This window comes from Promicromonospora sp. NPDC060271, from assembly GCF_042726755.1.
GTDB lineage: Bacteria > Actinomycetota > Actinomycetes > Actinomycetales > Cellulomonadaceae > Promicromonospora.
In genome coordinates, this window is sequence record NZ_JBHXBG010000016.1 from 24,309 (window position 1) to 34,845 (window position 10,537).

At 70.3% G+C, this 10,537-nt stretch carries 12 protein-coding genes; 6 read left to right on the forward strand and 6 right to left on the reverse strand.

Annotated elements, in window-relative coordinates:
• Positions 1-24 precede the first annotated feature (24 nt).
• Positions 25-1,359, reverse strand: a complete 1,335-nt coding sequence (glnA, locus tag ACFWE2_RS04415; RefSeq protein ID WP_377223000.1) for a type I glutamate--ammonia ligase — start codon at positions 1,357-1,359, stop codon at positions 25-27.
• 104 nt (positions 1,360-1,463) lie between these two features.
• Between glnA and panB the strand changes: the two genes are divergently transcribed.
• The gene (panB, locus tag ACFWE2_RS04420; RefSeq protein WP_377223001.1) at positions 1,464-2,294 is read left to right on the forward strand and encodes a 3-methyl-2-oxobutanoate hydroxymethyltransferase; all 831 of its coding nucleotides are present in this window, start codon (positions 1,464-1,466) and stop codon (positions 2,292-2,294) included.
• Between the two features lie 50 nt (positions 2,295-2,344).
• On the opposite strand, the gene ACFWE2_RS04425 is transcribed toward panB, so the two are convergent.
• Positions 2,345-2,530, reverse strand: coding sequence for an SPOR domain-containing protein (locus ACFWE2_RS04425; protein ID WP_377223002.1), 186 nt, complete (start codon positions 2,528-2,530; stop codon positions 2,345-2,347).
• Between the two features lie 14 nt (positions 2,531-2,544).
• Here ACFWE2_RS04425 and ppgK point away from each other — a divergent pair, with 14 nt between their 5' ends.
• Positions 2,545-3,291, forward strand: coding sequence for a polyphosphate--glucose phosphotransferase (gene ppgK, locus ACFWE2_RS04430; protein WP_377223003.1), 747 nt, complete (start codon positions 2,545-2,547; stop codon positions 3,289-3,291).
• 9 nt (positions 3,292-3,300) lie between these two features.
• Here ppgK and ACFWE2_RS04435 read toward each other — a convergent pair whose 3' ends face one another.
• Entirely contained in the window at positions 3,301-3,669 is a 369-nt protein-coding gene (locus ACFWE2_RS04435) for an STAS domain-containing protein (RefSeq protein WP_377223004.1), read from the reverse strand.
• Positions 3,670-3,937: 268 nt separating this feature from the next.
• Positions 3,938-4,294, reverse strand: coding sequence for a DUF3467 domain-containing protein (locus ACFWE2_RS04440; protein WP_377223005.1), 357 nt, complete (start codon positions 4,292-4,294; stop codon positions 3,938-3,940).
• A 202-nt stretch (positions 4,295-4,496) separates the two neighbouring features.
• Here ACFWE2_RS04440 and ACFWE2_RS04445 point away from each other — a divergent pair, with 202 nt between their 5' ends.
• The gene (locus ACFWE2_RS04445; protein ID WP_377223006.1) at positions 4,497-6,590 is read left to right on the forward strand and encodes a HelD family protein; all 2,094 of its coding nucleotides are present in this window, start codon (positions 4,497-4,499) and stop codon (positions 6,588-6,590) included.
• A 49-nt stretch (positions 6,591-6,639) separates the two neighbouring features.
• Here ACFWE2_RS04445 and ACFWE2_RS04450 read toward each other — a convergent pair whose 3' ends face one another.
• Positions 6,640-7,383: a class I SAM-dependent methyltransferase gene (locus tag ACFWE2_RS04450; protein ID WP_377223007.1), complete on the reverse strand. Its 744-nt coding sequence runs from the start codon at positions 7,381-7,383 to the stop codon at positions 6,640-6,642.
• A gap of 77 nt (positions 7,384-7,460) precedes the next feature.
• Positions 7,461-8,123, reverse strand: a complete 663-nt coding sequence (locus tag ACFWE2_RS04455; protein ID WP_377223008.1) for a histidine phosphatase family protein — start codon at positions 8,121-8,123, stop codon at positions 7,461-7,463.
• Between the two features lie 222 nt (positions 8,124-8,345).
• On the opposite strand from ACFWE2_RS04455, the gene ACFWE2_RS04460 reads away from it, so the two are divergent.
• The 3 genes from ACFWE2_RS04460 to ACFWE2_RS04470 all read left to right on the forward strand — a co-directional run bounded on the left by ACFWE2_RS04460 (position 8,346) and on the right by ACFWE2_RS04470 (position 10,474).
• Entirely contained in the window at positions 8,346-9,116 is a 771-nt protein-coding gene (locus tag ACFWE2_RS04460) for a C40 family peptidase (RefSeq protein ID WP_377223009.1), read from the forward strand.
• A 52-nt stretch (positions 9,117-9,168) separates the two neighbouring features.
• Positions 9,169-9,738, forward strand: coding sequence for a TetR/AcrR family transcriptional regulator (locus ACFWE2_RS04465; RefSeq protein ID WP_377223010.1), 570 nt, complete (start codon positions 9,169-9,171; stop codon positions 9,736-9,738).
• A gap of 301 nt (positions 9,739-10,039) precedes the next feature.
• On the forward strand, positions 10,040-10,474 hold the full coding sequence (locus ACFWE2_RS04470) for a roadblock/LC7 domain-containing protein (RefSeq protein WP_377223011.1): 435 nt from the start codon (positions 10,040-10,042) through the stop codon (positions 10,472-10,474).
• Positions 10,475-10,537 lie beyond the last annotated feature (63 nt).

Sequence of the window (10,537 nt, forward strand, 5' to 3'; positions counted from 1 at the left end):
ACGCGAACTCGCCGAAGTAGAGGTTCAGAGCTGGAGGAACCGCTTGATCTCGAACGGGGTGACCTGGGCGCTGTACGCCTCCCACTCCTCGCGCTTGTTGCGCAGGAAGTAGTCGAAGACGTGCTCGCCGAGCGTCTCCGCGACGAGCTCGGACTTCTCCATGAGCTGGATCGCCTCGTCGAGGTCGCGCGGCAGCGGTGCGATGCCCAGGGCGCGCCGCTCGGAGGCGGTGAGCTCCCAGACGTCGTCCTCCGTGTGGTCGAGGAGGTCGTAGCCCTCCTCGATGCCCTTGAGGCCGGCGGCCAGGAGCACCGCGAAGGCCAGGTAGGGGTTCGCGGCCGAGTCGAGCGCGCGGTACTCGATGCGTGCCGAGTTGCCCTTGCCCGGCTTGTACATCGGCACCCGGACCAGCGCGGACCGGTTGTTGTGGCCCCAGCTCACGTAGCTCGGGGCCTCCTGCCCGCCCCAGAGCCGCTTGTAGCTGTTGACGTACTGGTTGGTGACGGCGGTGATCTCACCGGCGTGCACCATGAGGCCCGCGATGAACTGGCGCGCCGTCTTGGACAGCTCGAACTGCGCGCCCGGCTCGTGGAAGGCGTTGCGGTCGTCCTCGAACAGCGACACGTGGGTGTGCATGCCGGAGCCCGGCTGGTCGGCCAGCGGCTTGGGCATGAACGACGCGAACACGCCCTGCTCCAGCGCCACCTCCTTGACGACCGTGCGGAACGTCATGAGGTTGTCGGCGGTGGTCAGCGCGTCGGCGTAGCGCAGGTCGATCTCGTTCTGCCCCGGGCCCGCCTCGTGGTGGGAGAACTCGACGGAGATGCCCATCGACTCGAGCATCGTGATCGCCGCACGGCGGAAGTCGTGCGTCGACCCCCGCGCCAGGTGGTCGAAGTACCCGCCCTGGTCGACCGGCTCGAGCGTCGGGTCGCCCTTGGTCATCTGGTTGAAGAGGTAGAACTCCACCTCGGGGTGCGTGTAGAACGTGAACCCGCGGTCGCTCGCCTTCGCGAGTGTGCGCTTGAGCACATTGCGGGAGTCCGCCAGCGAGGGCTGACCGTCCGGCGTCAGGATGTCGCAGAACATGCGCCCCGTGCCGTGCCGTTCACCCCGCCAGGGAAGTACCTGGAAAGTGGTCGGGTCGGGCTTGGCGACCATGTCCGCCTCGAAGACCCGGGTGAGCCCCTCGATGGCGCTGCCGTCGAAGCCGATGCCCTCCGTGAACGCCGACTCCAGCTCCGCGGGCGCCACCGCGACAGACTTGAGCACACCGAGCACGTCGGTGAACCAGAGCCGGATGAAGCGGATGTCGCGCTCCTCGACCGTGCGGAGCACGAACTCCTGCTGCCTGTCCATGGGCCCATCTTGCACTAAACCTGTTACAGGCGCGTGTACCGGGCATGGACGACCGGCCGTAGGCTTTCCTGCGGCACCGAGGCCGCCCGAACCACAGGAGGACCATGTCCGCCCACACCTCACCCACTCAGGGTCCCAAGAGGGTCCGTGTGCATCACCTGGCGGAGGCCAAGGCCCGAGGCGAGAAGCTCGCGATGCTCACCGCGTACGACGCGGTGACCGCCGCCATCTTCGACGCAGCGGGCATGGACATCCTGCTCGTGGGTGACTCGATCGGGAACGTCATGCACGGTCACGCCACCACCATCCCGGTGACCGTCGACGACATGATCCCGGCCGCCCGGGCCGTCGCCCGGGCCACGAAGCGCGCCTTCGTGGTGATCGACCTGCCGTTCGGCTCGTACGAGGCCGGACCGCAGCAGGCGCTGGAGACGGCGGTGCGGGTCTTCAAGGAGACGGGCGCCGACGCGGTCAAGCTCGAGGGTGGCCTCCGCTCGGCGGCACAGATCCGCGCGCTGACCGACGCCGGTATCCCCGTCGTCGCGCACCTCGGGTACACGCCGCAGTCGGAGAACCTGCTCGGCGGGCCGCGCGTCCAGGGCCGCGGCGACGACGCCGTGGAGGCGCTGGCCGCGGACGCGCAGGCGGTCGAGGAGGCCGGCGCCGTCGCCGTCGTCCTGGAGATGGTGCCGTCGGGCGTGGCCGCGCGCATCACCGAGATCCTGCACATCCCGACCATCGGCATCGGCGCCGGGCCGCACTGCGACGGCCAGGTCCTGGTGTGGACGGACATGGCGGGCATGACCGGCTGGTCGCCGCGCTTCGCCCGGCGCTACGCCGAGATCGGCCAGGCCCTGCAGCAGGCCGCCGAGGACTACGTCTCCGAGGTCAAGGACTCCTCGTTCCCGGACGCGGAGCACTCGTTCGAGAAATAGCAGGTGTCAGACCCACAGGTCACTCCGGTGACCCGTACGTCTGACAGGTGCTACTTGCTGCGCCACTCCTCGTCGTCCTTGTCCCAGGACTCGTTGCGCGACCGCGCGTTCTCCAGGGCCCGCTGCGCCTCGGCGCGAGTGCTGTACGGCCCCATCAGATGGGTCCAGGAGGAACGGTGCCCCTCCTCGACCTCACCCGTCTCGGTGTTGTACCAGTACTGCTCCCCAGTGCTCATGAGACGATCCTGACATGACTGACCTGGCGTTCGGCATCGACATCGGAGGTTCGGGGATCAAGGGTGCGCCCGTCGACCTCGTGGCCGGCGAGTACGCGGACAAGCGGACCCGCATCCCGACCCCCCAACCGTCCACCCCGCAGGCCGTCGCGGACGTGCTCGCCCAGCTCGTCGACAGCTACCAACTGGCTGACGACGTGCCGATCGGCGTCGCGTTCCCCGCGCCCATGCAGCACGGTGTGGTGCGGTTCATGGCGAACCTCGACCAGTCCTGGACCGGTGTGGACCTGCCCGCCCTCGTGCAGCGCGCGACCGGCCGGAGCGTCACCGCAGTGAACGACGCCGACGCCGCGGGCATCGGCGAGGTCCGGTACGGGGCCGCGCGCAACGCCGAGGGCGTCGTGCTGGTGGCGACCCTCGGCACGGGTATCGGTTCGGCGCTGGTGGTCGACGGCGTCCTGGTGCCGAACACCGAGCTGGGGCACCTCGAGATCGACGGGTACGACGCCGAGTCCCGCGCGGCGGACTCCGCACGCGAGCGGGAGGACCTGTCCTGGGAGCAGTGGACCGAACGCCTGCAGCGCTACTTCGGCGTCGTCGAGGACCTGCTGTCGCCCGACCTCATCGTCGTGGGCGGCGGAGTGAGCAAGCATCACGAGAAGTACCTGCCGCACCTGCACCTGCGGGCGCCGATCGTTCCGGCTCAGCTACGGAACGCGGCGGGCATCGTGGGCGCCGCGGCGCTGGCCGCGGGACGCTGACCAGCCGGCTCAGGCCTCCCGCGCCACTGCGGGCTGAGCCGGCTGGGCGAACAGCACGTCGACCCCGAGCATCTCGATGACGCTCCGGACCACCGGTGGCGGGTCCGGAAGGGTGACGGTCAGCCCGTCCTGCGTCCCGTAGGTGTACATCTGCATGAGAAATGCGACGCCCGTCGAGTCCATGAACGTCACCCTCGAGGTGTCGATCACCACCGACTTGCCCCTCTCCAGGGCGTTGGCAATCGCGGCACTGGACTCACCACGCAGGGAGACATCGATCTCTCCCCACATACTCACGACACTCGTGCGGGACTGTTCTTCGAACATGATCCCGCCCGTGCGCCCCCTGTTATCGAATTCCGAGTTGCTCACTTGCATCGCCCCTGTTCATTGCTCCCCGACATGGCCGCCGGAACGGGTCGCCCGACCCCCCGGGCAACTCTGGGAGATTGCAACGCCTTCGTCGCGATCACGGGAAGCCTACATCCGTGAAGATCGCAAGTGGAACAGCCTCGGAGGCTTACATTTCCCCCTCAGGACTGGTATAACCCACCATTTCTCCGGCCAAACTGGAACATTCCCCCCGGTCAGACCGGACATTTGGGTGCCCAGTTGGACAATCGTCCAAGAAAAAGATTCACAAAATTCATTTCTCTGATGATCGATTCGGACCATCCGGCCCCTCTGGCACCCCGGGATTGCGAACGGTCGGTGCGCTTTCCTTCTCCCATGCGTCGAGCTGCATAGTGAGGGCCTTGGCGAGCTCGAACACCTGCTGCGGAGGAATGCGCACTCGTGACACCACACGGCCCGGCACCGTTATCGAGGTGACTTCTCCCGACTCCGGGTCCGAGACCGGGCTCGGGGGCTGCTTCACGGCGATGAAGTCCAGGATGAACGAGGTCGGTGTGTGCCAGACCGAGGCGAAGTCGGCCGGCACGCCGGTCTCCATCTCGTCTGGCACGTCGATCTGGAACTCCTGGGGCAGCTCGTCGGACGACACTGGGGCTCCTCGATTGGCCGGGCGGTTCCCCGACCGTACCGTGGGGCCCGGTGGCGCGACAGTGGAAACGGACTCCGAGGACATATGTGTCGCGAGCCGTCCGCACATCGCCAAAAAGATGCCGCCTCGACCCCGCCCCCGGCACTAGAATCGCGCGTTCGCTCCCGCGAACACTCCCACGCCGACTCCTGGAGGGTCACCCATGCCTGCCGACGCGCCCGAGCTCGCCAAGGAACGAGAATTCCTCGCCGAGGCACGGACCCAGCTCGGCCGGATGCGCGACCGGGTGGCCGCGCTGGACGGCCGCTACGCCGGGGACCCGATCAGCGCGGACGCGCTGGAGGCCGCGCTCGCGCGCCGGATGGAACAGCTCACCGACGACCCCGAGATCCCGCTCTTCTTCGGCCGCATCAACCTCGAGGAGACCGCCGAGATCTTCCACATCGGCCGCCGCCACGTCTCGGACCCGGACGGCGAGCCGATGGTCGTCGACTGGCGCGCCCCGGTGAGCACCCCGTTCTACCGGGCGACGCCGAAGGAGCCGATGGGCATCACGGCCCGGCGTCGCTACGGCTTCGCCCGCGGCCACCTGACCGGGTTCGAGGACGAGTCCCTGGCCCGGCCCGTGCCGGGCGTCGACGGGGTGAGCGCCACCGCGCACTCGGACATCCTCGAGGCCGAGATCGAGCGCCCCCGCACCGGGCCGATGCGCGACATCGTCGCGACCATCCAGCCCGAGCAGGACGTCATAGTCCGGATGCCGCTCGAGCGCACGCTCGTCGTGCAGGGTGCGCCCGGCACGGGGAAGACGGCGGTCGGCCTGCACCGCGCGGCCTACCTCTTGTACGCGCACCGCGACCAGCTCACGCGCCGCGGCGTGCTCGTCGTCGGGCCGAACAAGAGCTTCCTGCGGTACATCCGCGACGTGCTGCCCGCGCTCGGCGAGATCCACGCCAGGCAGGCCACCATCGAGGAGCTGGTCGGCACGCATGCGCCGGTCCGGGCCACCGAGGCCGCCGACGTCGCGACGCTCAAGGGCGACGGCCGGATGGCCAAGGTGCTGCGGAACGCCGTCTGGTCGCATGTCGGCACGCCGCAGGACACGCTGGTCCTGCCGCGCGGCTCGTTCCGCTGGCGCGTCCCCGCCTACGAGGCGCGCGAGGCGATCGAGCAGGTCAGGGCCAGGGACGTGCGGTACGCCCTCGGCGCGGCCCAGCTCAGGCACGCCCTCGCCCACCGCGTCCTCGTCCAGATCGAGGAGACCGGTGACGCGCTCGACGACAAGGCATGGGACGTGCTGGCCCGCACCAAGCCCGTCCGCGACTACGCGGCGGCGGTCTGGCCCGCCGTCGAGCCGCGCCGCCTGCTCTTCCGGCTGTTCTCCGACCCCGAGTTCCTCGCCGAGTGCGCCGAGGGCATCCTCTCCGAGGCCGAACAGCTCCTCCTGACCTGGACGCGCCCGCCCCGCACGCCCGGTTCGGCGCGCTGGACGACAGCGGACCTCGTGCTCCTCGACGAGATCGCCGACCTGCTGGACCGGACGGAGTCGGTGGCGCACATCGTCGTCGACGAGGCGCAGGACCTGTCGGCGATGATGCTGCGCGCCCTCGGGCGGCGCGCGGCCACGGGCTCGCTCACCGTGCTCGGCGACCTCGCCCAGGCCACGACGCCCTGGGCGTCGCGCGACTGGTCGGACGTCCTCGGCCACCTCGCGAAGCCCGACGGGCACGTGGAGCAGCTCACGGCGGGGTTCCGCGTGCCCGGCGACGTGATCGAGCTCGCCGCGCGGCTCCTGCCCAGCATCGCGCCCGGCCTCGAACCGCCGACGGCGGTCCGGCGCGCCCGCGGCCGCCTCACGATCACCGACGCGCCGCTCGACGACGTCCTCACCCGGGTCGGCGGGCTCGAGGGCTCGGTAGGCCTCATCGTGCCCGACGACGCCGTCGCGCACCTCCGCACGACGCTCGCCGCCGCGGGCGTCGCCTTCGCCGTGGTCGGCGAGCAGGACGACGAACCGCCGGCCCCGGACGAGACCGACGTCGACCCGGACGACGCCTCCGAGTTCGACGCGCACCTGGACCTGGTGCCCGCCTCGCTGGCGAAGGGTCTCGAGTTCGACCACGTCGTGCTGCACGACCCGGCAGCGATCGTGGCGGCCGAGCCGAACCACGCCACCGGCCTGCGGCGGCTCTACGTCTGCCTCACGCGGGCTGTCACGTCCCTCGTCGTCCGGCACGACGGCGACCTGCCGCCGGAGCTCGGCGTCGAGCGCCTGGACGAGACCCTGGTCGGTTGACCGAGCGGTTGCCGCACCGCCGGGTGCGGCGCGCCCAGGTGCGCCCCGCTCAGATGCGCCGCGCGAGCAGGCTGAACGCGTTCGGCAGGCGCCCGTCCCATGCGGCCGCCGTCATCCCGCCCGGGCGCCAGAACGGGTCGGGGTGCTCGGCGAGGTGCTCGATCGCGAACCCTGCCCCCAGGCACGCCATGACGATCTGAGAGAGCGTGTGCTGGCGCTCGACCGCGCCGTTGCCCGGATACGAGTCGTTGACGTGCGAGGGCTCGAAGTACCCCCGATCGGGGCGGACGCGGATCTCGTCCGCGTCCCAGGCCCACAGCGGCACCAGCGGGTGCGCCTCGTACACGTAGAACCAGCCGTCCGCCCGGAGCAGGCGGTGCGTCTCCGCGAAGAAGGCGGGCAGGTCGCCGACCCAGATGAGCGCACCCTTGCCGGTGTAGACGAGGTCGGCGCACGCGTCGTCCAGCCCGCTCTCCGGCATCACCGCGCGCGTGTACCGGCAGGGCATGCCGAGCTCGTCGGCCCGGCGCTGCGCGCTCGAGAGCGCCGCGTCGCTGTAGTCCAGCCCGTGCACGGAACGCGCACCGAGGCGCGCGAGCGCGACGTCGTCCAGGCCGTGCCCGCTCATCGGGTGCACGACGTCGGCGCCGACGACCATCCCGCTCAGCACCTCGACCTCGGCCGGCAGCAGCTCGGCGGTGCGGGCCTGTTCGAGATGCTCTGCGTACTCGTCCTCGTACTTGCGCGAGGCGATGGCCCAGGCGGCCCGCGTCTCTTCCCCTGTGAAGTCCATCCGGGCAGCCTGTCAGGGCTGATGGCGGCGACCCAGCTTTTTCCCGTGCCCTCCGGGGTTCGCTCGCCTTCCGGGGCTCAGTCCTCGACCGGTTCCCCGGTCGGGTCGTCGGCCGCGGGAGCGTCGAGGCCGCGGCCACCGACAGGGTCCGAGCTCCAGCTGATCAGCCGCCAGCCACCGACGGGATCGCCCTCGATCTCCACCAGGCCGGTGTTGGCCAGCGCAGCCCGCTCGGCATGGTCGACGTCCACGCCCGCCACCCGCGCCGAGACCCACACCCGGATCGCCGCGCCGTGCGAGACCAGAACCGCGCTGTCGCCGCCTCGCGCGGCGACCTGCGCGACCGCCGCGTCGTAGCGGCCGAGGAATGCCGTCCCGTCCGCACCACCCGGCATGACGCGGCCGAGGTCGCCGCGCGCCCAGGCGAAGGCGGTGCCGAGATAGCGCTGGTGCGCCTGGTGGGCACCGGCCATCTCCAGCTCGCCCGCCTCGATCTCCTGGAGGCCGTCCACGACGATCGGCTCGAGCTCGCGCGCCCGGGCCAGCGGTGCGGCGGTGAGCGAGGTCCGGACCAGCGGGGAGACGGCTATCGCGTCGATCCGGCGGTCACGCAGCGCGTGGGGCACCGCGGCGGCCTGACGCTCGCCGAGCGCCGTCAGCCCAGGGCCTGGGTGTGCAGTGTCGAGGAGCCCGTGGACGTTGGAGGGCGTCTGTCCGTGCCGCAGGAGCAGAAGTCTCATGGGGAGCATTCTCGCCGAGGCGTCGGGCGGCCGGAGACGCCGTCCGGAACACCGGGACAACGGGAGGGAAAGTTGGGGGGTGTCAACCTCGTATCCGTTCCGTTACTCTTGGGCTCGCTATGAGCCTGACATGTCGCCTTCGTCCCCTGCTTGCCGGTTCCCGGCGCGGTCTCACGCGGGTCGCGCACGGGTCTCCTTCCATCTGAAAGGCCCCCCACTTTCATGGATCCCCAGTCCAGCACGGCCACGTCCCAGGTCCGTCGTGGTCGTCACCGCGCAGCGCACCGCCCCCTCCTGACCGCGGTGGCCCAGGCCGCCACCGGCCAGGCCGGTGTGATCACCGGTCGCGGAGCAGTGATCGCCGCCGCGGGTTCCGGTGTCCTGCTGTCCCTGATCGCGCCGCCCGCTCAGGCCGCGCCGTCCACGGAGATCAGCACGTCGCTGACCGGTACGGCGATGAAGGGCAAGCTCAACACGACCGACATCAACGCTCTCGCGTCCCAGGCGCGCCAGACCGTGGCTGCCGCGAACGTCGTCGCGGTCAACCCGACCGCCGAGCTGAACGTCGAGAAGTCGGCGGTCAGCGTCATCTCCGCCGCCGAGAATGAGGCGTACCAGGCAGAGCGCGCCGCCGAGATCGCAGCGGAGGAAGCAGCGCAGCGCCGGGCATCGATCGTGTCGATCGCGATGCGCTACATCGGTGTCCCGTATGTGTGGGGCGGGACCACCCCGGCAGGATTCGACTGCTCCGGGTTCACGTCCTACGTCTTCGCCCAGGTCGGGATCGACCTGCCGCGCACCTCGGCCGCGCAGCGCTATGCCGGGACCGTCGTGTCGTACGCCGAGGCGCTGCCGGGCGACCTGATCTGGTCACCCGGGCACATCGCGATCTACGCGGGCGACGGGATGCAGATCGAGGCTCCGGTACCCGGCAAGAACGTCCGGTACACGAGCATCTGGCAGTCCGGCCCGGTCTTCATCCGCGTGAGCTGACGCCGTAGGCGGATCGGGTCTCGGCCTGCCCCTGCCTGGCTAGACTCCCGGCATGACGACAGCGGCGAGGCCCAGCCCTCGGGAGCGGCTGCTGGAGACGGCGGCCGCCCTCTCGTACCAGCAGGGCGTCGGCGTCGGCATCGAGACGCTGTGCAGGACGGCGGGTGTGTCGAAGCGCTCCATGTACCAGCTCTTCGACAGCAAGGACGAGCTGCTGGCAGCGAGCCTGGAACGAGGCGCCGCCGCCTATACGGCGTCGCTCCTGCCCGCGGCCGACGACGCCCGTGGGCACCGTGAGCGGATCCTGCACGTCTTCGAGCAGCTGGAGGCCCAGGCGGGGGCGCCTGAGTTCCGTGGCTGCCCATATCTCGCCGTCGAGATGGAGCTCAAGGACCCGGACCACCCGGCCAGCCGGGTCGCACGCGAGGTCAAGGAAGGACTCGCGGAGTTCTTCCGCGCCGAGGCCGCCGCGGACGGGGCCCTCTCCCCGGACCTGCTGGCGCGGCAGCTCGTCCTGGTCTTCGACGGCGCGAGCGCACGTGCGGGCATCGGGGCCGATCATCTGGCGGGACTCATCATGCCTACCGTCCACACCCTGCTGGACGCGGCGGGGATGCGGTGACCACCGCGGCCACGTCTCGCCGTGCCCGGTAGAACAGTCGCCTTCACGAGATTCATGCTTGCGCAAGGAAACCGATCGGTTTACCGTGTGCCCGGACGGCGCTCGGTGAACATCGCAAGGCCTGGTAACGGCTGGTCTCCGACGAGGGGTACCGTGGCGTCACAGACTTGCTGGAAACCCTGCCGGGGCGCCCGTCGAAGGCTCCGCAGCTCCAAGACCAACGTGGCACGGGTCGCGCGCCGGCATCGAGCGCCCGACCCGGCAGCGAGAGCGCACGACAGACGCAGTAGGAGAGACAAGAGTGACCCTCAGTACCGAAGCCACGAATTTCGGGTGGCTGCTCGACAACTTCGTACGCACCGTCCCTGGCAGCCGGCACACGCTCGTCGTGTCGGCGGACGGCCTGCTCATGGCGATGTCCGACCAGCTCGACCGCACCAGCGGTGACCAGATCGCGGCGATCGTCTCCGGCATGTCGAGCCTGACCCGTGGGGCTTCCCGACAGCTCAACGGCGGCAACGTCCGGCAGACGATCATCGAGATGGACAAGGGATTCCTGTTCCTGATGAGCGTCTCGAACGGGTCGGTGCTCGGCGTGGTGGCGGAGGCCACGTGCGACATCGGCCTCGTCGGCTACGAGATGGCGCTGCTCGTGTCCCGCACCGAGGCGACCCTGACGCCGCAGCTCATCTCGGAGATGCGCGGGAGCCTCCCGACGGACCGCCAGCCCCGCTGACCGGTCGCTGCTGACCACTCTGGCGGCGACCCCCTGGCCGACGGCGTCCAGGGGGTCGCCGGG

Excerpts from the sequence above, each read along its gene's own strand:
- panB (WP_377223001.1), top strand. The coding sequence starts at position 1,464 with ATGTCCGCCCACACCTCACCCACTCAGGGTCCCAAGAGGGTCCGTGTG.
- ACFWE2_RS04465 (WP_377223010.1), top strand. The coding sequence starts at position 9,169 with ATGACGACAGCGGCGAGGCCCAGCCCTCGGGAGCGGCTGCTGGAGACG.
- ppgK (WP_377223003.1), top strand. The coding sequence starts at position 2,545 with ATGACTGACCTGGCGTTCGGCATCGACATCGGAGGTTCGGGGATCAAG.
- ACFWE2_RS04445 (WP_377223006.1), top strand. The coding sequence starts at position 4,497 with ATGCCTGCCGACGCGCCCGAGCTCGCCAAGGAACGAGAATTCCTCGCC.
- glnA (WP_377223000.1), bottom strand. The coding sequence starts at position 1,359 with ATGGACAGGCAGCAGGAGTTCGTGCTCCGCACGGTCGAGGAGCGCGAC.
- ACFWE2_RS04425 (WP_377223002.1), bottom strand. The coding sequence starts at position 2,530 with ATGAGCACTGGGGAGCAGTACTGGTACAACACCGAGACGGGTGAGGTC.
- ACFWE2_RS04455 (WP_377223008.1), bottom strand. The coding sequence starts at position 8,123 with ATGAGACTTCTGCTCCTGCGGCACGGACAGACGCCCTCCAACGTCCAC.
- ACFWE2_RS04435 (WP_377223004.1), bottom strand. The coding sequence starts at position 3,669 with ATGCAAGTGAGCAACTCGGAATTCGATAACAGGGGGCGCACGGGCGGG.
- ACFWE2_RS04450 (WP_377223007.1), bottom strand. The coding sequence starts at position 7,383 with ATGGACTTCACAGGGGAAGAGACGCGGGCCGCCTGGGCCATCGCCTCG.
- ACFWE2_RS04460 (WP_377223009.1), top strand. The coding sequence starts at position 8,346 with ATGGATCCCCAGTCCAGCACGGCCACGTCCCAGGTCCGTCGTGGTCGT.